Origin of the sequence: Arthrobacter sp. ov407, assembly GCF_900102895.1 — a bacterium.
In the GTDB taxonomy this organism is placed as follows: Bacteria; Actinomycetota; Actinomycetes; order Actinomycetales; family Micrococcaceae; genus Arthrobacter.
Genome location: NZ_FNGD01000005.1, coordinates 254155 through 274311, shown reverse-complemented (window position 1 = coordinate 274311; position 20157 = coordinate 254155). Strand labels below are relative to the sequence as shown.

At 66.7% G+C, this 20157-nt stretch carries 22 protein-coding genes; 5 read left to right on the top strand and 17 right to left on the bottom strand.

Going from position 1 to position 20157, the window contains the following annotated elements; all coding sequences use genetic code 11:
* The first annotated feature begins 1 nt into the window (after position 1).
* Complete coding sequence (gene purQ, locus BLS42_RS08815) at positions 2 to 760, top strand: phosphoribosylformylglycinamidine synthase subunit PurQ (protein WP_090579547.1); 759 nt, start codon at positions 2 to 4, stop codon at positions 758 to 760.
* On the top strand, positions 757 to 3090 hold the full coding sequence (gene purL / locus BLS42_RS08810; RefSeq protein ID WP_090579543.1) for a phosphoribosylformylglycinamidine synthase subunit PurL: 2334 nt from the start codon (positions 757 to 759) through the stop codon (positions 3088 to 3090). The genes purQ and purL overlap by 4 nt, the downstream gene beginning before the upstream one ends.
* 84 nt (positions 3091 to 3174) lie before the next feature.
* Here purL and BLS42_RS08805 read toward each other — a convergent pair whose 3' ends face one another.
* The 13 genes from BLS42_RS08805 to BLS42_RS08745 all read right to left on the bottom strand — a co-directional run bounded on the left by BLS42_RS08805 (position 3175) and on the right by BLS42_RS08745 (position 12701).
* Complete coding sequence (locus tag BLS42_RS08805) at positions 3175 to 3777, bottom strand: hypothetical protein (RefSeq protein ID WP_256336348.1); 603 nt, start codon at positions 3775 to 3777, stop codon at positions 3175 to 3177.
* A 477-nt stretch (positions 3778 to 4254) separates the two neighbouring features.
* Positions 4255 to 4548, bottom strand: coding sequence for a DUF503 domain-containing protein (locus BLS42_RS08800; protein ID WP_090579535.1), 294 nt, complete (start codon positions 4546 to 4548; stop codon positions 4255 to 4257).
* 129 nt (positions 4549 to 4677) lie between these two features.
* The gene (locus tag BLS42_RS08795) at positions 4678 to 4995 is read right to left on the bottom strand and encodes a putative quinol monooxygenase (RefSeq protein WP_090579696.1); all 318 of its coding nucleotides are present in this window, start codon (positions 4993 to 4995) and stop codon (positions 4678 to 4680) included.
* A 62-nt stretch (positions 4996 to 5057) separates the two neighbouring features.
* Positions 5058 to 5660, bottom strand: a complete 603-nt coding sequence (locus BLS42_RS08790) for a tetratricopeptide repeat protein (protein ID WP_090579532.1) — start codon at positions 5658 to 5660, stop codon at positions 5058 to 5060.
* A 14-nt stretch (positions 5661 to 5674) separates the two neighbouring features.
* Complete coding sequence (locus BLS42_RS08785; protein ID WP_090579530.1) at positions 5675 to 6244, bottom strand: DUF1990 family protein; 570 nt, start codon at positions 6242 to 6244, stop codon at positions 5675 to 5677.
* Positions 6241 to 6651 carry an MmcQ/YjbR family DNA-binding protein gene (locus tag BLS42_RS08780; protein ID WP_090579528.1) on the bottom strand — a complete coding sequence of 137 codons (411 nt, stop codon included), beginning with the start codon at positions 6649 to 6651 and terminating at the stop codon, positions 6241 to 6243. The genes BLS42_RS08785 and BLS42_RS08780 overlap by 4 nt, the downstream gene beginning before the upstream one ends.
* Before the next feature lie 137 nt (positions 6652 to 6788).
* Complete coding sequence (locus BLS42_RS08775) at positions 6789 to 7214, bottom strand: CoA-binding protein (RefSeq protein WP_090579525.1); 426 nt, start codon at positions 7212 to 7214, stop codon at positions 6789 to 6791.
* Positions 7215 to 7382: 168 nt separating this feature from the next.
* Positions 7383 to 8144 (bottom strand): hypothetical protein, encoded by a 762-nt coding sequence (locus BLS42_RS08770; RefSeq protein WP_090579522.1) that lies wholly within the window; start codon positions 8142 to 8144, stop codon positions 7383 to 7385.
* Positions 8141 to 8689, bottom strand: a complete 549-nt coding sequence (locus BLS42_RS08765; RefSeq protein ID WP_176803281.1) for an RNA polymerase sigma factor — start codon at positions 8687 to 8689, stop codon at positions 8141 to 8143. Before BLS42_RS08765 ends, BLS42_RS08770 begins: the two co-directional genes overlap by 4 nt.
* Positions 8690 to 8820: 131 nt before the next feature.
* Positions 8821 to 9300 (bottom strand): hypothetical protein, encoded by a 480-nt coding sequence (locus tag BLS42_RS08760; RefSeq protein ID WP_090579516.1) that lies wholly within the window; start codon positions 9298 to 9300, stop codon positions 8821 to 8823.
* Between the two features lie 377 nt (positions 9301 to 9677).
* Positions 9678 to 10688, bottom strand: a complete 1011-nt coding sequence (locus BLS42_RS08755) for a 1-aminocyclopropane-1-carboxylate deaminase (RefSeq protein ID WP_090579513.1) — start codon at positions 10686 to 10688, stop codon at positions 9678 to 9680.
* A gap of 180 nt (positions 10689 to 10868) precedes the next feature.
* Entirely contained in the window at positions 10869 to 12158 is a 1290-nt protein-coding gene (locus tag BLS42_RS08750) for an adenylosuccinate synthase (protein WP_018776133.1), read from the bottom strand.
* A gap of 195 nt (positions 12159 to 12353) precedes the next feature.
* On the bottom strand, positions 12354 to 12701 hold the full coding sequence (locus tag BLS42_RS08745; RefSeq protein WP_218122089.1) for a hypothetical protein: 348 nt from the start codon (positions 12699 to 12701) through the stop codon (positions 12354 to 12356).
* A 112-nt stretch (positions 12702 to 12813) separates the two neighbouring features.
* On the opposite strand from BLS42_RS08745, the gene BLS42_RS08740 reads away from it, so the two are divergent.
* Positions 12814 to 14022: a cobalamin-independent methionine synthase II family protein gene (locus BLS42_RS08740; RefSeq protein WP_090579694.1), complete on the top strand. Its 1209-nt coding sequence runs from the start codon at positions 12814 to 12816 to the stop codon at positions 14020 to 14022.
* 185 nt (positions 14023 to 14207) lie between these two features.
* Complete coding sequence (locus BLS42_RS08735; RefSeq protein ID WP_090579507.1) at positions 14208 to 14840, top strand: uracil-DNA glycosylase family protein; 633 nt, start codon at positions 14208 to 14210, stop codon at positions 14838 to 14840.
* A 64-nt stretch (positions 14841 to 14904) separates the two neighbouring features.
* Here BLS42_RS08735 and BLS42_RS08730 read toward each other — a convergent pair whose 3' ends face one another.
* The 4 genes from BLS42_RS08730 to BLS42_RS08715 all read right to left on the bottom strand — a co-directional run bounded on the left by BLS42_RS08730 (position 14905) and on the right by BLS42_RS08715 (position 19248).
* Positions 14905 to 15330 carry a DUF3151 domain-containing protein gene (locus BLS42_RS08730; protein ID WP_090579504.1) on the bottom strand — a complete coding sequence of 142 codons (426 nt, stop codon included), beginning with the start codon at positions 15328 to 15330 and terminating at the stop codon, positions 14905 to 14907.
* Positions 15331 to 15332: 2 nt separating this feature from the next.
* Entirely contained in the window at positions 15333 to 16352 is a 1020-nt protein-coding gene (fbaA, locus tag BLS42_RS08725; protein ID WP_090579500.1) for a class II fructose-bisphosphate aldolase, read from the bottom strand.
* Positions 16353 to 16509: 157 nt separating this feature from the next.
* Positions 16510 to 18489: a S53 family peptidase gene (locus BLS42_RS08720; RefSeq protein WP_090579497.1), complete on the bottom strand. Its 1980-nt coding sequence runs from the start codon at positions 18487 to 18489 to the stop codon at positions 16510 to 16512.
* An 84-nt stretch (positions 18490 to 18573) separates the two neighbouring features.
* Positions 18574 to 19248 carry a TrmH family RNA methyltransferase gene (locus BLS42_RS08715; protein ID WP_371129537.1) on the bottom strand — a complete coding sequence of 225 codons (675 nt, stop codon included), beginning with the start codon at positions 19246 to 19248 and terminating at the stop codon, positions 18574 to 18576.
* A 54-nt stretch (positions 19249 to 19302) separates the two neighbouring features.
* On the opposite strand from BLS42_RS08715, the gene BLS42_RS08710 reads away from it, so the two are divergent.
* On the top strand, positions 19303 to 20157 hold the full coding sequence (locus BLS42_RS08710) for an HAD-IIA family hydrolase (protein WP_090579494.1): 855 nt from the start codon (positions 19303 to 19305) through the stop codon (positions 20155 to 20157).

Genomic DNA, 20157 nt, shown 5'->3' with positions numbered 1-20157 from the left:
GATGACTGAACTCCCCCTGATCGGCGAGGCCGTTGCCGTCGCCGCGCACCCCCGGCTCGCGGGTGCGAAGATCGGCGTCGTCACCTTCCCCGGCACCCTGGACGACCGCGACGCCGCCCGTGCCGTCCGGCTGGCCGGCGCCACCCCGGTGGAGCTCTGGCACGCCGGCACCACCTTGGGCGACGTTGACGCCGTCGTGATTCCCGGCGGTTTCTCTTACGGCGATTACCTCCGCGCCGGTGCCATCGCCCGCTTCGCGCCGCTGATGTCCAAGATCATCGACGCCGCCAACTCCGATGCCAAGCTGCCCGTGCTGGGCATCTGCAACGGCTTCCAGATCCTGACCGAGTCGCACCTGCTGCCCGGCTCCATGATCAAGAATGACCACCTGAAGTTCATGTGCCGCGACCAGGTCCTGCGCGTGGAGAACAACACGACGGCCTGGACCGGGGACTACGCCGCCGGCCAGGAAATCACCGTGCCGCTGAAGAACCAGGACGGCCAGTACATCGCCGACGAGAAGACCCTGGACGCGCTCGAGGCGGAAGGCCGCGTCGTGTTCCGCTACGTCGGTTTCAACCCGAACGGCTCCCGCCGCGACATCGCCGGCATCTCCAACGCCCCGGGCAACGTGGTGGGCCTCATGCCGCACCCCGAGCACGCCGTGGAGGCCGGCTTCGGCCCCGAGATCGGCTCCGGCACCGAGGGCCTCGGGTTCTTCACCTCTGTCCTGAACAAAATCGTGGGAGACAACAAATGACGGAGACACCCGCAGTGGCGGCGCCCGCGGAGACCGCCCGGAAGTTCAACATCGACACCGTCGAGAACGCGGCCAAGACCCCGGACACCGAACTCCCCTGGGCCGAACTGGGCCTGAAGCAGAACGAGTTCGACGAGGTGGTGAAGGTCCTGGGCCGCCGCCCCACCGGCGCGGAACTCGCCATGTACTCGGTGATGTGGAGCGAGCACTGCTCCTACAAGTCCTCGAAGAACCACCTGCGCCAGTTCGGCGACAAGGTGACCGAGGAAATGAAGAAGGACATGCTCGTTGGCATCGGCGAAAACGCCGGTGTCACCAACCTGGGCGATGGCTGGGCCGTGACCTTCAAGATCGAGTCCCACAACTCGCCGTCGTTCGTGGAGCCCTACCAGGGCGCCGCAACCGGTATCGGCGGGATTGTCCGCGACATCATCTCCATGGGCGCCCGCCCGGTAGCGGTGATGGATCCGCTGCGCTTCGGCGCCATCGACCACCCGGACACCGCCCGCGTCATGCACGGCGCCGTGGCGGGGATCGGCGGCTACGGCAACTCGCTGGGCCTGCCCAACATCGGCGGCGAGATGGTCTTCGACTCCGTGTACCAGGGCAACCCGCTGGTCAACGCGCTGGCCGTCGGCGTGATGCGCCACGAGGATATCCGCCTCGCCAACGCCTCCGGCAAGGGCAACAAGGTGGTGCTGTTCGGTGCCCGCACCGGCGGCGACGGCATCGGCGGGGCCTCCGTGCTGGCCTCGGAGTCCTTCGATGACACCAAGCCGTCCAAGCGCCCCGCGGTCCAGGTGGGCGACCCGTTCGCCGAGAAGGTCCTGATCGAGTGCTGCCTGGAGCTGTTCAAGGGTTCCCTGGTTGAAGGCATCCAGGACCTGGGCGCCGCAGGCATTTCCTGCGCCACGTCCGAGCTCGCCTCCAACGGCGACGGCGGCATGGAGGTCGAGCTGACTTCCGTCCTGCTCCGCGACCCCACCCTGACCCCCGGCGAAATCCTGATGTCCGAGTCGCAGGAACGCATGATGGCCGTGGTCACCCCGGAGAACATCGCCGCGTTTGAAGCGGTCATGGACAAGTGGGCGGTGGAGTACTCCTGGCTGGGCGAGGTGACCGACACCGGCCGCCTCATTATCACGTGGGAAGGCGATGTGATCGTCGACGTCGACCCGCGCACCGTGGCCCACGACGGTCCGGTCTACGACCGCCCGTACGCCCGCCCCGAATGGCAGGACTCCGTCCAGGCCGACTCCTTCACCGGGTCCGTGCAGGACACCGGCCGCCCCTCCGCCCCCGCGGACCTGGCCGCCGCGATCACCGAACTCGTCGCGTCGCCGAACATGTGCGACAAGTCCTGGATCACCAAGCAGTACGACCGCTACGTCGGCGGCAACACGGCCATGGCGTTCCCGGACGACGCCGGCGTGGTCCGGGTGGACGAGGAAACCGGCCTGGGCGTCGCCCTGGCCACCGACGCCAACGGCCGCTACACCTACCTCGACCCGTACCACGGCGCGCAGCTGGCGCTGGCCGAGGCCTACCGCAACGTCGCCACCTCCGGCGCCGTCCCGATGGCCGTCAGCGACTGCCTGAACTTCGGCTCCCCCGAGGATCCCGACGTCATGTGGCAGCTGGCCGAAGCCATCCGGGGCCTGTCCGACGCCTGCATGGTGCTGGGCATCCCGGTCACCGGCGGCAACGTCTCGCTGTACAACCAGACCGGGACCACCCCCATCCACCCCTCCCCCGTGGTGGCTGTGCTGGGCAAGTTCGACGACGTCGCCCGCCGCACGCCATCGGGCTGGAAGGAAGACGGCCTGGCCATCTACCTGCTGGGCACGACGGCGGCGGAGCTGGACGGTTCGGAATGGTCCAACATGCGCGGACACCTCGGCGGCCTGCCGCCCAAGGTTGACCTCGAGGCCGAGCGCGAACTGGGGCAGATCCTGATCAACGCCTCCCGCGACGGCATGGTGGATTCCGCCCACGACCTCTCCGAAGGCGGCCTCGCCGCGGCCCTCGTGGAGTCGTCCCTGCGCTACGGCGTGGGCGCCCGGATCGCGCTGCAGGACGTCCTGGACCGCGACGGTGTGGATCTGTTCACGGCGCTGTTCTCCGAAACCCAGGGCCGCGCCGTCGTCGCGGTGCCCCGCTCGGAGGAAATCCGCTTCACGGACATGTGCACCGCCCGCGGGTTCGCGCACGTCCGGATCGGTGTGGTGGACGCCGAGGGCGGCACGCTGGAGATCAACGGGGTCGAGACCATGAGCCTCGACGCCCTCCGCGAGGCCCACGAGGCGACCCTGCCGAAGTACTTCGGCTAATCCCCACCGCACCCCGAGTTCCATCGATTGCTCCGTAGCTGCCCTTTTGAACACCCAGAACGGCAGTTGCGGAGCAATCGTTCGTTAACGCCCGGGCCGCCAGCCCGCCTGCAGGAGCGCGGCGCGGACCTTGGCCACCGCGGCCTTGGCGTCATCGTGCATGTGCCGCTTGGAGATCCGGACCTCGGTCCAACCGAGGGCCGTGTACTTCTCTGAACGGGCGATGTCCCGGACGATTTGACCCTCGTCACCGTGTTGTTCGCCTTCGTACTCGATGCCGATTCTGTATTTCCGATAGGACAAGTCGGGTTCGTGGTGCCGTGTCCCTGCATCGTCGATGATCGGCACGTTCAGCTCCGGTTCCGGAAGGCCTGCCCGGACCATGGCAAGCCTCAGTAAGGACTCCTGCGGCGAATCCGAGCCCACCCGAATGAGGGTGATGGCTTCCTTCGCCTTGCGGAGTCCGCGCTTTCCCTTGTGGCGGTCGATCATCCGCTGCAGATCCTGGAGGCTACACAGCGGCACATCCCTGCCCTCGAACTCGAGCCGAGGCACCCGGACGCAGCTGTCGCCCGCCACAACGAGTTCGTCTACGGTCAGCATTTCGGCCAGATCCAGCCAGGTCCGCTCCGGGGTGGTGATGGGAATACCGTCCAGGAGCGTGATCTCGTCGTCGTAAAGCTTCATCCGGTGAACGATTACATGTGGCCGATTGAGATGGGCGGCGCCCTCGGGCCTGATCACGTGGTACATCGGCGGTCCCTCCTTCTGTTGCCGCACCGGAAGCGAACCAAGCTCCGCCGCGGTGAGGTGCGACGCGGCGCATCGCTCATTGACCTCAATGAAAGGCCGCACTCGCACGCCCAAGGGAAGCTCCGGCGTCGGGCCCAGGCAACGAATTCCCCGACCCAGCGCCGCGAGGGAGTGGTGGCGGAGCCGTTTTGGCGACACCCCAGCCTCTGCCGCTTCGACGACGGTAAATGGGCGCCGCCGGAAATCGTCGGGCAGCGGGCGCGCGGTCTTCATGGCTTCATCAGACCAGAACGGCGTCAACACTGCAGAAGTTATCCACAACGGCCATCGAATGCTCCATAAGTGCCGTTATGAAGCCTCAAAAGGGCGCTTACGGAGCAATCGACGGGGGTTAGGGGGCAATCTGCGGGGTTAGTCGTCGCTGCGGAGCTCCCGTTGCCGTGCGCTGAGGAGTTCGAGTTCGGGCCGGGCTGCGACGAAGCGTTCGACGGCGGTGAGCACCTCCACGACGTGTGCCCGGTCTGCTCCGACCAGGCCGGCGCCTAACTGCGTACGCCGGTGCTGTTCGTGGTCCCCGACCTCTGCCACGGAGACATCAAAGCGCCGCTTCAGCTCCGCCAGCAGCGGCCGCACCACGGAGCGCTTCTCCTTGAGGCTGTGAACGTCACCCAGAAGGATGTCGAATTCGATCCATCCGATCCACATGCCCTAAGCCTATCCATTGCTCCCCACCGGCCCCCTTAGAGGCCTCAAAAGGGCGCCTGGGCCCACGCCGGCAGGGTTCCCTGGCCGAGCTTGCGAGGCGAGGGGGCCGGTGGGGAGCAATCGACGGGGTTAGATGGTGAGTTCGCCCATCCGGTCCCAGCCTTCGCCGTCGAGCTGGCGGCTGATGATCCGGGGAGTTTCGGCCAGTGCCTGCGGCATGTCCGCCATGGCCTGTTTGAAGTGGGCGCTGTTGACGTGGTCGCCGGCGGCGTCGTCCTTGAAGGCCTCGACGAGGACGAATTCGTTGGGGTCCTCAACGCTGCGGGACCAGTCGAACCACAGGTTCCCGGGCTCCTGGCGGGTGGCCTGGGTGAAGTCCTGCACGAGTCCCAGCCAGCGCTCGGACCAGTCCGGCTTGACCTTGAATTTGACGACGATGAAGATCACGGAGCTGTTGCCTTTCATTCGGATTTCCGGGGGTTCTGTACTTCCAGGATGACAAAGCGGGGTCAGCAGGCCTGGATGGCCTCGCGGGCCAGTTCCTGCTGCCGCGGGGTGCCGATCCGGTCGGCCCATTGTTCGGCGAGCTGGAACTCCACCATGGCCTCGGTGCAGCGGCCGGCGTCGTGCAGCGTCCAGCCGAGGTTGTTGTGCAGCGAGACTATCCACCGTTTGGTCCGCTCATCGTGGACCGTGGAGGCATACTCCAGGGCGCTCCGGGTCCAGGTCTCGGCGTGGGCGGAGTCGGCAATGGCGAGCATGTGCAGCGCGTCCACGGCCAGGAATTCCTCGCCCAAGTGGTCCGCGAGTTCGGCGGCCTGTTCAAAGAGCGGCACGGCCATCTCGGGGTGGCCGCTGGAATTGAGCACCCGGCCGCGTTCCAGCAGCACGCGGACGGCGACGGTGGGCTCGTCGGCATCGACCGAATCCAGCAGGGCGTCGGCTTCCTCGTAGCGGCCCTGCAGCCCGATGGCCCGCCCCAGCTGGGTGGTGAGTTCGGCGCGTTCGTCGGCGTCGTAGCTTTCATCCGCGGCGGCCGCCCGGAAACGGGCTTCCGATCCGGCGGGGTCGTCGAAGTTCCACAATTGGTCAAGGGTTTTCTGTTCCAGCATCCACCTGCTCCTGCTCAGCTTTCACCTGCGGCCAGTTCGTGTGCACTCCCAATGTATCGGGAAGTGACGTGCCTTTGTGCACGTCCCGCCAGGGCGCTGCCGGCCGCGTAGAACCAGTTGGACGGCCTGCTGAAGGCCGTGATTTTGAGGAACACCCGCCCCGCGGCGTCGATCTCCACTTCGAAGGCTTCCTCGCCCCGCACGGGATGACCCGGCAGTGTGCCGTACCCGAACCCGGCGCGTTGCGGCCCGTCGCCGGGCACCGGCCGCCGCACCCACACGACCTCGCAGGGCGCGTTGATCCGGAAGGGGCCGACGCCGAATCCGCTCACCAGGCGCGCGCCGGGCACGACGGCGTCGGAGTCGGTGCGGACGCGCAGCCCGGAGTGTTTCTGCAGCTGCCAGGTCAGAATCCCCTGCGCCACCCTCCGGTACAGCGCCAGGCCGTCGCCGAGGTAAGCCTGGGATACCAGACACGGAAAGCCGTCCGGAGGCTGGCCGCGCTCGGTGGAGCCGATGCCCGGATAGTTCAGCGCGGCCCGGGCGCGGGGCGCGCTGCGGCCGGCGTCAGGGTCGCCGCTCATGTGCCTTCGCCCCTGGCGAGTCCTGCCCAGCCCAGCTGCTCCCGCTGCTTTCGGCTGACCGATGCGACCACCAGGTCATAGGAATCCTCCACCATGTCCCGGATCATGTCGTCCGGCAGCGACCCGTCCAGCCGGACCCCGTTCCAGTGCGTCTTGTTCATATGCCACGCGCCGGTAATTTCCGGATGGATGGCCCGCAGCTGTTCGGCCAGGGCCGGCTCGCACTTGAGGCTCACGGACCAGTCCGCCGGGTCCATGGCGGACGCCGCGAACATCTTGGCGTCCTGCCGCGCGTTGCCTGCCACCGCGGCCCGCACCTTGAAGACGGATGTCTCCGGGCCGAAGGGAAAGTCCTCAAAGGTGCCGGGGAAGCTCAGGCAGATCTCGCGGAGGGTGGCAACGTCCATGGCACGAGCCTATCCGGCTGCGGCCTGCCCGGCAGCGCGGGCATCCAATGCTGTGCAGCCCTTCGACGGTGGTGCCGTTAACTTCGTAGTCGCCTACCGTGCGGGCACCCAATGTGTTGATCGTGGATCCTGGGCCGCTAGAGGCCCACGCGCCACCCTTCGCGGGCTGGGCACTCGTTCACGACGACGTCCAGCCCGGCGGCCTTGGCGCGGTCCACCGCGGCGTCGTCGAAGACGTCCAGCTGCAGCCAGACGGCCTTGGCGCCTATGGCGATGGCCTCGTCAATGACGGCCCCCACCTTGTGGGAGTTGACGAAGCAGTCCACGACGTCGATCGGGTGCTTCTCCGCGGGAATCTCCGCCAGGGAGCGGTACCCCTTCTCCCCGTGCACGTCGTCGCCGGGCAAGTTGACCGGAATGATTTCCATGCCCATCCGGTCACGGACAAACAGGGAGACTTCATAGGCCGAGCGCCATTCGTTGGTGGTCAGGCCGACCACCGCCCACGTGCCTTTGGTTCGCATGAGGCGGTCAATTACTGCCGGATCGTTAACGTGGGCCATGCATCAACCTTACTCCTGCAACCTTTCCGGGCAATTATCGAATAAATGAATGATTCCCACGCGGATGCAATGCTGGCCGGGCCGGATCGCCCGTTGCGCTATCACCTAGGGCGGTTCTCAGCGTTCAGAACCGCCCTAGGTGATAGCGCAACAGGTCTAGCGGGCGGCCTAGGGCTGGCCCGGAACCGTGGGAAGCACACCGGGAAGTGTCGGCGCGGGCAGCGGATCCGAGGGAAGGCCCCGTTCCCCACCCCGGCCGGGGAGCGCGGGCACTCCCGGCGTGACCGGACGATGTGGTGGTGTCGGCAGGATACCGTCGCGGCCGACGGCGGGCGGTGTGGCCGGCGGCGTGTGTCGGGTCTGCTTGGCCGGTGCCGAGCCAGTGGGTGCAGACGGTGCGGTCCCAGGAGTTCCTGAGGGGCCCGTCGCGGCAGGCGCAGGGAGGGCCGGGACCGAGGATGGCGACGGCTGGACATGTTCCGGGGCCGGTGTACCGTGCCCCGCGGGCTGGAAGACTACGTCGACGCTCTGGCTGATGCTGTGCCGGAAATCTTCGCTGGATGCCGCCACTGCGCCGGCACCAAGGGTCATGGCTCCCACGACGGCGCCGCCGACGATTGCCAGCCGACGCTTCCGGCCGCGGCGCTCAGCGAGGCTCGTGACCCCGGCGGGGAGCGATTCATCGTCGGCGTCATTCGCGGACGCGACCGTGGGCAGCGCCGTCGTCGTGGCTGAGACAGGGGCCGCGGAAACGGCTGCGCCGGTGGCGAGCAGTGCCGCGAGGTCGGCGCTGGGCGCGGGAGCCGCATCCGGGACCACGGCGCGGAGCTGTTCCAGTGCGCTCCGGAGTTCGGCCGCGGTTTCGAGGCCGGAGTCGCTCAGCATCGCCTGGATGCTGCCATCCTGCTGGGGGTCGCGGGTGCCGGTCATGATGCTGCGTGGTCCTTTTCGGTTACGAGTTCGCGCAGGGCACTGAGCCCGCGACGCTGAAGCTGCTTGATGGCACCCGGTGTCTTGTCCATGATGCCGGCCACCTGTTCGATGGAAAGGTCCGCGACGATCCGCAGGACCAGAACTTCCCGCTGCTCCTCATTGAGCCTCGCGAGAGTGGCTGAGATACCGCCCAGGGATCCGAGCGCCTCGTCCTCGGCCGATGCCGAGTACCGCGCGTCGTTCAGGGGGTCGTATTCGGCCAGATGCGGCGTGCGTGCTGCGCGCCGCCTGTAGTCGACCAGCCGGGCGTGGGCGACGGAGAAAATGAAGGTCCGCAGACCCGTGTGCCCGCCCCTGACGCCAGCCAGTTTCGGCAGTACGTCCACGAACACGTCTTGGGTCAGGGCCTCGGCGTCGTCCACGCCCCGGGCCCGGAAGTAGCCAAGTACGGCCGGGGAAATGACCGCGTACACCGCGCTGAAGCCTGATGGGTCACCAGCTAAGGCGGCTGACAATTCGTCGTCGCTTAGCTGCTGTGCCAAAGAGGCTGTCCTTCCGTTACTGCTGGGGTGCGGCCCCCGCAAGTCTAGCGGCCGCACCCCGGAGCCCTCCAAAGTGAGGGCTCTTTCCTTGCATTCAGACCCGTGCCGGGTCCAGGCTAAACAGCCGGAAATTACTTGTCGTGCTGGGGCAGCTCGACGGACGGCTGGGCCGGAACGGCGGGCACAGCCGGGGTTGCCGGTACGCCGGGGACAGCAGGCACAGCCGGGACTGCGGCGTTGACGTTGGCGTTGGCGTGTGCCTCGGCGGCAGCACCCTTGACGTTGGCGTCGCCCTTGACGGTGGCGCCGTCCTGGTCAGCGTCGACGGAGCCTTCGACGGCGCCTTCGGTGCCGTCAACGTCGGCGTCGCCCTTGGCGGAGCCATCGGTCGACGGTGCCGCCGGAACTGCGGGAACGGCCGGCTTTGCCGGGAGCGTAGGCGTGGCCGGGACGGCCGGGACAGCCGGGTTGGCGGGCGTAGCGTGGTTCACTGCAGCGTGCTCGGTGCTGGACATCTGGGCCGCGTTGGCCAGTCCGATGCCGGAGAAACCTCCGACTGCCAGGATGGCGGCGCCGACAGCAATCTTGGTGGTCTTGCTAACACTCTTCATTACAGACATACATCCTTTGTTTTTTTGGTGGAAGGCGGGCTGAGGCCTCATGGGGCGCTCGACAGCCCACTCTCGCCAGGGAAGGCTAGCCGGCGCCCATGGGGGCAGGCGCCGGCCGGCGCTTACGGTAAAGGGCCGACCAGAGACCAGATGGGGGGAAGGCGCCGGTCGGCACTTACGGTGGAAGGCCAGCCGGTGTCTGGTGGGGGGTCCAACACTCCGGCGGCGCTTACATAAGAGGTAATCGCTGGGCGGGCCGGAAAGGTTACGCACCAATCGAAAATTTCTTGATTTCTTTTTTGGGCCGGTGCTGCCGGGGCTTAACGACAGCGGCGTGCCGCCCTTTCCAGGGTGGATCGCCGCCGTCGTGCGCCGCGTCAGGACCGGAAGAGTCCGCTGTAGGCATTGAGGGCGATCTGGCCACCCAGGTGGGCGTAAAGGACTTTGCTACCGGCCGGAATCTCCCGGCTTTTCACGAGGTCGATTAGCCCGGCCAGGGACTTGCCCTCGTAGACGGGGTCGGTGATCATGGCCTCGAGCGAGGCGCCCAGTCGGATGGCGTCCAGGGTGGAATCGACGGGAATGCCATAGAGGTCCCCGGCCCAGCCCTCCATGACATTGATTTCGTCGTCACGGAGTTCCCGGCCCAGCCCGATCAGCTCCGCGGTGTTCCGGGCAATGCGTTCAACCTGGTCGCGGGTCTTCGTCAGGGTCGCCGACGCATCGATGCCGATCACGCGGCGCGGCTTGTCCTGGCCGGCGAAACCCGCGATCATCCCGGCGTGGGTGGAGCCCGTGACGGTGCAGACGATGATCGTGTCGAAGAAGATGCCGAGCTCCCGCTCCTGCTCTTCCACCTCGTAGGCCCAGTTGGCGAAGCCCAGCCCGCCCAGCCTGTGGTCGGATCCTCCGGCCGGGATCGCGTACGGCTTGCCGCCGGCGGCCTTGACCTCTTCGATCGCGTTCTCCCAGCTGCTGCGGATGCCGATGTCAAAGCCCGCACTCTCCAGCCGGACATCGGCGCCCATGATCCGCGAGAGCAGGATGTTGCCCACCCGGTCGGACAGCGGGTCCGGCCAGTCGACCCAGTTTTCCTGAACCAGGCGGGCCTTGAGGCCGAGTTTTGCGGCCACCGCCGCGACCTGACGGGTGTGGTTGGACTGGTAGCCGCCAATCGAGACGAGGGTGTCCGCGCCCTGCGCCAGGGCATCCGGGACGAAGTATTCCAGCTTGCGTGTCTTGTTCCCGCCAAACGCGAGGCCGCTGTTGACGTCCTCGCGTTTCGCCCAGATCTGTGCCCCGCCCAGATGCGCGCTGAGCCGCGGCAGCGGGTGGATGGGGCTCGGTCCAAACATCAGGGGGTAGCGCTCGAAATCGGTGATGGCCATCGTCGGTCCTTCGCTCGCGGTGGGAAACGGCTGGGTGGACAACAAACATGCAATACATTGCATTGTCGGACACCGGCGCCGGGACGCATAGCGCTGCCGGGGCTTAACGACGGCGGCGGGCCGCCCTTTCCAGGGTGGCCCGCCGCCGTCGTGCGCCAGCTGGTGAAGCGTCAGCCGGGGCTAATCGTTGATGAGGTCGTTGACCACGATCGTCTGGTCGCGGTCCGGGCCGACGCCGATCGCGGAGAACCGCGTGCCGGAGAGCTTTTCCAGGGCGAGGACGTAGTTCCGGGCGTTTTCCGGCAGGTCCTCCAGGGTGCGGGCGCCGGTGATGTCCTCGGTCCAGCCTTCGAAGTATTCGAAGATCGGCTTGGCGTGGTGGAACTCGGTCTGGGTCATGGGCATTTCGTCGTGCCGCACGCCGTCGACGTCGTAGGCCACGCAGACCGGGATCTGCTCGATGCCCGTCAGGACATCCAGCTTGGTGACGAAGTAGTCAGTGAAGCCGTTGACGCGGGAGGCGTGGCGCGCCAGCACGGCGTCGTACCAGCCGCAGCGGCGGGGACGGCCGGTGTTGACGCCGAACTCGCCGCCGGTCTTCTGCAGGTACATGCCCATCTCATCGAACAGTTCAGTGGGGAACGGGCCTGCGCCAACGCGTGTGGTGTAGGCCTTGATGATGCCGATGGAACGCGAGATCCGGGTGGGGCCGATGCCCGAGCCCACAGAGGCGCCGCCCGCGGTCGGGTTCGAGGACGTCACGAACGGGTACGTGCCGTGGTCAACGTCCAGGAAGGTGGCCTGGCCGCCCTCCATGAGGACCACCTTGCCCTCGTCCAGGGCGGTGTTCAGGACATAGGTGCTGTCGATGACCAGCGGGCGCAGACGCTCGGCGAAGGACAGGAAGTACTCCACGATCTCGTCCACCTCGATGTCGCGGCGGTTATAGACCTTGACCAGGAGCTCGTTCTTCTGGCGCAGCGAGCCCTCCACCTTCTGGCGCAGGATCGAGGCGTCAAAGACGTCCTGGACGCGGATGCCCAGACGGGCCACCTTGTCCATGTAAGCCGGGCCGATGCCGCGGCCCGTGGTGCCGATGGCGCGGCTGCCGAGGAACCGCTCGGTGACCTTGTCCAGCACCTGGTGGTAGGGCGCCACGAGGTGCGCGTTGGCGGAGACACGCAACTTGGAGGTGTCCGCGCCGCGGGCCTCCAGTCCATCGATCTCCTGGAACAGGGCTTCCAGGTTCACCACGCAGCCGTTGCCGATGATCGGAATCGCGTTCGGGCTCAGGATGCCGGCCGGAAGGAGCTTGAGCTCATACTTCTCACCGCCTACGACGACGGTGTGCCCGGCGTTGTTGCCGCCGTTGGGCTTGACGACGTAGTCGACGCGGCCGCCAAGCAGGTCAGTGGCCTTACCTTTGCCTTCGTCGCCCCATTGGGCTCCGACGATCACGATTGCTGGCATGGGATCCTCCCCCATTCGTTCGGGCCGAGCTCCGTGTTCCACCAGGTGGTCGCCGCAGCTCAGCGCCGTTCATGAGAATGCCCCGAATCTACCGCTGTGCTCTTACCCAACGCCAGAGTTCCGGGGCTCTTACCACCCAAGTTTAGCCGAAAACGGTGACCGGCATGGCTTTGGGTCCTTGCTTGGACGTGGCGTCTAGCCCGTGGTGAACGCCAGGGCCGCTTCCGCGAGCGAGGGCCACGCCTCTGCCGAAGCCGCGGGCACTTCCACCCAGTCCTTGAACGGGCGCCCCATCCCGGACGGATCAAAGAGCTGCGCGCCGGGGAGTTCGAGTGCGCGGGAGTGGTCGGACGAATCCCTGCCCAGTTTGAATGCCATCGCCTCACCGTTGAGGCAGGCCATCGCCTTGCGGTTGACCATCAGGGCCCGGGCGCCAAAGGTCTGGCCCAGCGCGACGCCCGCGCCGGCGAGATCTGCGGCCACACCCTCGAAGGCGTCGACGGCGGCAGCGGACGATTCTTTCTTCTTCATAGCGTTCGTCATAGCTGCATCATCCACCAGGTCAGGCCCGACACATAGCGGGCACCACTTGCGGGAGCACCCGGAGTGGAATTGAGTGGGAGTGAAAGGAAACCGCGCCATGTCCCACAAGTCCATGTCCCAGAACAGCGACCACATCCGCGTGACCCATGCCGGCTCGTTGCCCCGCACGCCCGAGCTGATCGCCGCGAACGAGGCCAAGGAAACCGACGGCATCACGCCCGAGTTCCTGGACCTGCTCGCAACCTCGGTGGCCGACGTCGTGCAGCGCCAGAAGGAGCTGGGCATCGACATCCCCAATGACGGCGAGTACGGGCACACGATGTCCAGCTCCGTGGACTACGGCGCTTGGTGGAATTACTCCTTTTCCCGGCTCGGCGGCCTGGAGCCGACCGATGTGGACCGCTGGGCCGACGCCAAGGTGCACCGTTCCTCGCCGGGCCACATCGTCCTGACCTCCTTCCCCGACCGCCGGGACCGGCTGAAGTTCGATGAAGCCTACAACGACCCCTCCTCCGGGATCCTGGCCCACCGCAAGGCCGTCACCCAGCCGAAGATCGCGGGGCCGCTGACGTACACCGGCCAGGAGCTCGTGGCCTCGGACATTGCCAACCTCAAGACCGGCCTTGCCGCGGCCGGGCTGACCGAGGGATTCGTCGCCTCCCTCTCCCCCGGGTCGTGCGCCCGCGTGGCCAACGAGTACTACCGGAGCGATGAGGAACTCCTCTATGCCTGCGCCGACGCGATGCGGGAAGAATACAAGGCCATCATCGACGCCGGCCTGACGGTCCAGCTCGACGATCCTTCCCTGGCCGAGAGCTGGGACCAGATCAACCCCGAGCCGAGCCTGGCGGACTACCTGAAGTTCATCCAGCTCCGGGTGGAAGCGACGAACTGGGCGCTGCGCGATCTTCCCCAGGAGCAGATCCGGCTGCATGTCTGCTGGGGTTCCTGGCACGGCCCGCACACCACGGACATCCCCTTCGCGGACATCGTCGGCTCCGTCCTGCAGATCAATGCCGGCGGCTACTCGTTCGAGGCGGCCAACGTCCGGCACGAGCACGAATGGCGCGTCTGGGAAGACACCAGGCTTCCCGAGGGGAAGGTCATCATCCCCGGCGTCGTCTCGCACGCCACCAACGTCGTGGAGCACCCGGACCTCGTGGCCGACCGGATCGTGCGCTTCGCGGACCTCGTGGGGCGTCAAAATGTGATTGCTTCCACAGATTGCGGGCTGGGCGGCAGGGTGCACCCGCAAATTGCGTACGCCAAACTGGAGGCCCTCGGCGAAGGGGCCCGCCGCGCCACCAAGCGGCTCTGGTAACGGCAACGGACGGCAGAGCCGGGGCGGGCGCTGCATTTCGCGGGGCTTGATAGACTTAGAAGGATCGACCAGGAATCGGTCCACACCACATTTTCAAACCACACCATTGCTTCGCGCGCCCAATATTGGGCGTGTTCGCATCCGGTGTGGCAGCTTTGCCAATCCCGCAGGAGACCCAGCAACATATGACAGCCCTGGCCCCCGAAAATTTCCGCGAAGAGCTTCTGAGCCGCCGGTACGAACCTAGCGTCGCCCCCGTCAACGAGCTCCTTGACGCCCTCCAGGCAACCAAGGCTGGCACCGCTGTCCCCTACGTGGACCCCATGCACGAGGTCGATGAGTGCCGCATCATCAGCCTGTACTCCAACATCGGCACCGCGGATGCGTCGGGCTTCATCACCGCCGGCGATGAAGAGGCGGCCACCCGCATGCTGGGCGTCCAGTGGAAGCTGGGCCTGCGCCCCGAATTCGTCATGCCGTGGAACGTCCACCCGTGGTACGTCCCCGGCGAGCCCAATGGCAAATTCACCCCGGACCAGATTTCCGCAGGCCTCAAGCCGCTGCTGAAGTTCCTGGCCCTCGTGCCCCGCGCCTCCGTGATCGTGGCCCACGGCACCGAGGCCAACCGCCTGGCCAACCTGCTGCTCAAGACCGAAGTGCCCATGATCTGGCGCCGCGGCCTGAAGACGTACAAGGTCCGCTCCCTCAGCGGCCGGGCGTTCGCCGGAACCCCGGCCCGGCAGGAAGAGTACCTGGCCGAGATGCACACCGCGTACGCGGATGCCATGGCCCGCACGGGCCTGGCCAAGGCCAGCTGAACACTTAACGACGGCGGGCTCCCACCTTGAGGTGGGAGCCCGCCGTCGTTGGTTTAACCCTTGGTTAGCCCTCGGACTCGATGGCCGCTTTCGCGCCGGGATCGGAATCCTTGAGGAACTTTTCGATCCGCTCCGGCTCTTCGGCCTCGCCGATCGCCGCGGACGCACGGCCCAGCGAGTAGAGCGAGCGCAGGAAGCCGCGGTTGGGTTCGTGCTCCCACGGGATCGGCCCGACGCCGCGCCAGCCGTTGCGGCGCAGCGAATCCAGGCCGCGGTGGTAGCCCACCCGCGCGTACGCGTAGGAATCGATGGTCCGACCCTCGTCCCACGCCTCCTCGGCCAGGACGGCCCACAGGAGCGAGGAAGTGGGGTGCTTCGCCACGAGGTCCACGGCTTCCTGTCCGAGCGCGAGGTGCTGGTAGATCTCAGTCTCGGCTGGCAGGAGCGTGGGCTCGGGACCCATCAGGTTCTTGCGGAACTCGTCGGACATGGCTAGAAGGTCTTGCCGGTGGAGCCGAGCTGCTGGGCGGCCTCGACCACACGGGCGGCCAGGCCGGCCTCGGCCGAGGCGCCCCAGACGCGGGGATCGTAGAGCTTCTTGTTGCCGACCTCGCCGTCGACTTTCAGCACGCCGGAGTAATTGCGGAACATGTGGTCCACCACCGGGCGGGTGTAGGCGTACTGGGTGTCGGTGTCGATGTTCATCTTGATGACGCCGTAGGAGACGGCGTCCGCGATTTCCTGCTCGGAGGATCCGGAGCCGCCGTGGAAGACGAGGTCGAACGGGTTGGTCTTGCCGATCTTGGCGCCGACCTGCTCCTGGATGTCCTTGAGGATCTCCGGGCGGAGCTTGACGCCGCCCGGCTTGTAGACGCCGTGCACGTTGCCGAAGGTCAGCGCCGTGATGTAGCGGCCGTTTTCGCCGGAGCCGAGCGCGTCGATGGTGGCCAGGGCGTCCTCGACGGTGGTGTAGAGCTTGTCGTTGATGGCGTTCTCGACGCCGTCTTCCTCGCCGCCAACAGTGCCGATCTCAACTTCGAGGATCATCTTGGCCGCCGCGGTCCGCTCGAGCAGTTCACGGGCGATCCGCAGGTTTTCCTGCAGGGTCTCGGCGGAGCCGTCCCACATGTGCGAGTTGAAGAGGGGGTTGCGGCCGGCCTTGACCTCTGCCTCGGAGGCGGCGAGCAGCGGGAGCACGAAGCCGTCCAGCTTGTCCTTGGGGCAGTGGTCCGTGTGCAGCGCGATGTTGACGCCGTAGTTCTTGGCGACCTCGCGGGCAAAGGCGGCAAAGCCCAGGGAGCCGGCAACCATGTCCTTGGTGGACGCGCCGGACCAGTATGCCGCACCGCCCGTGGAGACCTGGACGATGCCGTCGGACTCGGCCTCGGCGAAACCGCGCAGCGCGGCGTTCAGGGTCTGGGAGGACGTGACGTTGACGGCCGGGAAGGCGAAGCCGCCCGACTTTGCACGGTCGATCATCTCGGAGTAGATCTCTGGGGTTGCAATGGGCATGCTGACTCCTCGTCGAAAGCAGTGGTAGCTACATGGCTATCTACATCCTAGCCACGTGCGTCCCGGAGCCGAATACGTGAAGCCGGGTCCCGGAAATGTTCCCGGGACCCGGCAGCAAACGTCGGCAGACGTGTTACGGCTGCCGTTGGCCGTGCGGCTACTGTCCCGCGATGCTCGTCGCGAACCGGACGGTCATGCTGCCGACGCCGGTGACGTCGTCATAGCCCGGCGCGGTCGCCAGCGATGTGTCACTGTCAGTGCCGACCAGGTAGCTGGCGCCACTGACCGCACTGGAGAAGACCATGGCCTGGGGGCTGGACTGCGGCACCACGTCCCGCGCTGCCGAGTTGGCCGTCTTCGCTGCGGCGTAGATGGCCGGGTTGGCGAACCCGACGGTTTTCCCGGTCGCGGACTGTGCGATCGCCATCTGTGCCGCCGTCAGCGGGCAGGCCAGCGAGGTTCCGCCGTACCCCGTCGTCTCATAGGAACCGGTCTTGAGGACGTGGTCGTTGGTGATCGGGCTGATCCCCACCTGGTAGCCGGTGTAGGGATCGGCAAGGGAGGCGACATCCGGGGAGACCCGATAGCCGTTGGCCAGCGCGGCCGGGACCGTGCCCTGCTGGTAGGCGGGCTGGGCGAACACCGCGCTGATTCCGCCGCCGGCGCCGAAGCGGAACGCACCCGGCTGGGGCCCGGCGTAGCTGAGGCTGCCGTCGGGATTCGGGACGATCCGGTTGCGGGTGGTTCCCCAGCCGGTTTCGAACAGGTAGTCGTTGTTCTTGCCTACGGCCAGGCTGGTTCCGCCGACGGCCGTAACGAACGGCGAGCTGGCCGGGAAGTCCGGCGACGCGTAGCCCAGGGCCGCCTTCTCGTCGCCGTTGTCGCCGCTGGAGAAGTAGAGCCCGACGCCCTCGCCTGCCGCCTGAAGGTGAATGTTCTGCATGCCCAGCAGCGCGTTCGGCGAGACCGCCTCGCCCACGTAGCCGTAGCTGTTGCTGACGATGGTGCTGAGCTTCTTGTCCAGGATGGTGGACATCGCGATGTCGATGCCCGCGCCGCAGTTGTTCCCTCCGACGTAGAGAATATTCGCGGCGGGGGCGAGTCCGTGGACGGCCTCGACGTCGAGCGTCTGCTCACCCTGCCAGCCGCTGGGCTGCCCGCACAGGGCCTGGTCCATGAACAATCGGGAGTCGGGCACGATTTGCTGGTACTGCCCGGCTTTGAGGACCGGGAGACCGTTCTTCTGCGAGTAGGTGTTCGTGTCGGATTCGATGCTCGGCGAGGCGTAGGCGTCGATGATCGCCACGGTCTGGCCCGCGCCGGCTGTCGACGGGGACGTCACCCCGTAGGCGCCTTGCAGCTGGGACGGGGTGTAGCCGCAAATGCCGGTGCCGAAGCTCGTTGATCCGTACGCCGCCGGGACGGTGGCCTTGTTCTGCTCCCAGTAGTTCGAGCAGGGCGCATCAACCGGCGCAGGGCCGACGGCCTTGCCGGACGGCTGGGCCGCGTCCGAGGACCCGTCGGGAGTCGCCAGCGACGGGCGGGTAAGCAGCCGCCCCTGGTCGATGGAGATCGCCTGGACCTTGGCGGCGAGGTTCGCCGGCAGGGAGGGGGCGGTGGACGGGCCGATCAGGCTCTGGCCCTGGAAGGAATAGGTCTGCTCGATTGTGCTGAAAGCGGCATTGATCTGGGAGACAGTGCCGCGGAAAACCACGTAGAGGCCACTCGCTGGGACCGAAGTGACCACCATGCCCTGGGACTTGAGGTAATCCACGAGCGCGGCGACGTCAGCCTTGGCCGGCCCGTACTTGGCGATCCAGTCAGAGGGCGAAAGGTACTGCTGATACCGCGGATTTCCCGGAGTGGACACGGCCGTGGCGAACGCCTTGGCCGCTCCGGCGTCGGGCAGGTTCAGGTAGATCTCGCCCTCGACCGTTGTATTGCTCAGAGGGGTGCCGGTCTTGGCGCGGGAACCTGCCCAAGGGGGCACTGAACCCGGAGAGTTGTTCGACGGGGGCGGCGTCGGCGGGGCGGCGACCGCGGCCGTTGCGGTCAGGCCGATGGCAAAGGCGAGCGATGTTCCAAGCGCCAAATAGCGTTTGGCGCGCCGGGAATGCAAAGTTGAGACCGTCTTCATGAGATGTCTTCCCCTAAGCGGGCGCCCTTTGCGCCCACACACGCCAGAGCCTAAACGGGAAAAGCCGATCTGACTATAGGTGCCTCAGGAAACTATCTGGCCAAACACGTGCCGGCGGATCCAGGCGTGCATCGCGATCGCCGCGGCTGAGGCGGCGTTGATGGACCGGGTGGAGCCGAACTGCTCAATGGACAAGGTGTCAAGGGCGGCGTCGTGGACCTCAGGGGTCAGGCCCGGGCCCTCCTGGCCGAAGACCAGCACGCAGTCCTTGGGCAGTTCGTAGGTCTCCAGCGGGACGGAGTCCGGGAAAATGTCGATCCCGATGATCGCCAGACCCTCCCCCTGCGCCCAGGCCACGAAGTCCTCAACGGTGGGGTGGTGGCGGACGTGCTGGTAGCGGTCGGTGACCATGGCCCCGCGGCGGTTCCACCGGCGGCGTCCGATGATGTGGACTTCCTTGGCGAGGAACGCGTTGGCGGTCCGGACCACGGTGCCGATGTTGAGGTCGTGCTGCCAGTTCTCGATCGCGATGTGGAAACTGTGGCGCTTGGAGTCCAGGTCCGCCACGATCGCCTCGTGCTTCCAGTAGCGGTATTTGTCCACCACGTTGCGCCGGTCGCCGTCCGCCAGGAGGTCCGGATCCCAGTGCTCGCCCTGTGGAAGTTCGCCTTCCCAGGGGCCGACGCCGACCTCCGTCTTCGGTGCAGTCTCTGGCACAGGCTCTACGCCGGCGTCGCCGGGAATCTCGGGTTCAGTCACGCCTCAACATTAGACTGGGAGAGAGGTAGCGGCACACTTACGGCGGAGGACACCATGGCAGATCAGCGCGACGAGCAGGGGACCGATTCAGACGGGGCACGTTCGTATGCCTCGATGTACCGCAGCGGCCAGGAAATCGAGTGCTGGCTCACGGACATGGACGGCGTGCTGGTCCATGAGAACCAGCCCATCCCGGGCGCATCGGAGCTGATCCAGCGCTGGGTGGACACCTCCAAGCGCTTCCTCGTGCTCACCAACAACTCGATCTTCACGCCCCGGGACCTCGCGGCCAGGCTGAGTTCTTCCGGACTGGAAATCCCGGAGGAGAACATCTGGACCTCGGCCCTGGCCACTGCCCAATTCCTCAAGGACCAGGTCCGCGGCTCGGAATCGGGGAACCGTGCCTACACGATCGGCGAAGCAGGGCTCACGACGGCGCTCCACGAGGCAGGCTTCATCCTCACCGACCAGAACCCCGACTTCGTGGTGCTCGGCGAGACCCGCACCTACTCGTTTGAAGCCATCACCATGGCCATCCGTCTGATCCTGGCCGGCGCGCGTTTCATCGCCACCAACCCGGACGCCACCGGGCCCTCCAAAGACGGCCCCATGCCTGCCACCGGGGCCATCGCCGCCCTCATCACCAAAGCCACGGGCCGCGAACCGTACATTGTGGGCAAGCCCAACCCGATGATGTTCCGGTCGGCGATGAACCAGATCGACGCGCACTCGGAAACCACGGCCATGATCGGCGACCGCATGGACACCGACATCATCGCCGGCATGGAAGCGGGCCTGCACACGGTGCTGGTGCTCAGCGGCATCACCCACCGGGACGACATCGCCGCGTACCCGTTCCGGCCGAACCAGATCTTGAATTCCGTGGCGGACCTCAAGAACCAGATCTGA

What these genes read in the sequence shown, in the direction of transcription:
- purQ (WP_090579547.1), top strand. Translation starts at nt 2, where the DNA reads ATGACTGAACTCCCCCTGATCGGCGAGGCCGTTGCCGTCGCCGCGCAC.
- purL (WP_090579543.1), top strand. Translation starts at nt 757, where the DNA reads ATGACGGAGACACCCGCAGTGGCGGCGCCCGCGGAGACCGCCCGGAAG.
- BLS42_RS08805 (WP_256336348.1), bottom strand. Translation starts at nt 3,777, where the DNA reads ATGAAGCTTTACGACGACGAGATCACGCTCCTGGACGGTATTCCCATC.
- BLS42_RS08800 (WP_090579535.1), bottom strand. Translation starts at nt 4,548, where the DNA reads ATGTGGATCGGATGGATCGAATTCGACATCCTTCTGGGTGACGTTCAC.
- BLS42_RS08790 (WP_090579532.1), bottom strand. Translation starts at nt 5,660, where the DNA reads ATGCTGGAACAGAAAACCCTTGACCAATTGTGGAACTTCGACGACCCC.
- BLS42_RS08785 (WP_090579530.1), bottom strand. Translation starts at nt 6,244, where the DNA reads ATGAGCGGCGACCCTGACGCCGGCCGCAGCGCGCCCCGCGCCCGGGCC.
- BLS42_RS08780 (WP_090579528.1), bottom strand. Translation starts at nt 6,651, where the DNA reads ATGGACGTTGCCACCCTCCGCGAGATCTGCCTGAGCTTCCCCGGCACC.
- BLS42_RS08775 (WP_090579525.1), bottom strand. Translation starts at nt 7,214, where the DNA reads ATGGCCCACGTTAACGATCCGGCAGTAATTGACCGCCTCATGCGAACC.
- BLS42_RS08770 (WP_090579522.1), bottom strand. Translation starts at nt 8,144, where the DNA reads ATGACCGGCACCCGCGACCCCCAGCAGGATGGCAGCATCCAGGCGATG.
- BLS42_RS08760 (WP_090579516.1), bottom strand. Translation starts at nt 9,300, where the DNA reads ATGAAGAGTGTTAGCAAGACCACCAAGATTGCTGTCGGCGCCGCCATC.
- BLS42_RS08755 (WP_090579513.1), bottom strand. Translation starts at nt 10,688, where the DNA reads ATGGCCATCACCGATTTCGAGCGCTACCCCCTGATGTTTGGACCGAGC.
- BLS42_RS08750 (WP_018776133.1), bottom strand. Translation starts at nt 12,158, where the DNA reads ATGCCAGCAATCGTGATCGTCGGAGCCCAATGGGGCGACGAAGGCAAA.
- BLS42_RS08745 (WP_218122089.1), bottom strand. Translation starts at nt 12,701, where the DNA reads ATGACGAACGCTATGAAGAAGAAAGAATCGTCCGCTGCCGCCGTCGAC.
- BLS42_RS08740 (WP_090579694.1), top strand. Translation starts at nt 12,814, where the DNA reads ATGTCCCAGAACAGCGACCACATCCGCGTGACCCATGCCGGCTCGTTG.
- BLS42_RS08735 (WP_090579507.1), top strand. Translation starts at nt 14,208, where the DNA reads ATGACAGCCCTGGCCCCCGAAAATTTCCGCGAAGAGCTTCTGAGCCGC.
- BLS42_RS08730 (WP_090579504.1), bottom strand. Translation starts at nt 15,330, where the DNA reads ATGTCCGACGAGTTCCGCAAGAACCTGATGGGTCCCGAGCCCACGCTC.
- fbaA (WP_090579500.1), bottom strand. Translation starts at nt 16,352, where the DNA reads ATGCCCATTGCAACCCCAGAGATCTACTCCGAGATGATCGACCGTGCA.
- BLS42_RS08720 (WP_090579497.1), bottom strand. Translation starts at nt 18,489, where the DNA reads ATGAAGACGGTCTCAACTTTGCATTCCCGGCGCGCCAAACGCTATTTG.
- BLS42_RS08710 (WP_090579494.1), top strand. Translation starts at nt 19,303, where the DNA reads ATGGCAGATCAGCGCGACGAGCAGGGGACCGATTCAGACGGGGCACGT.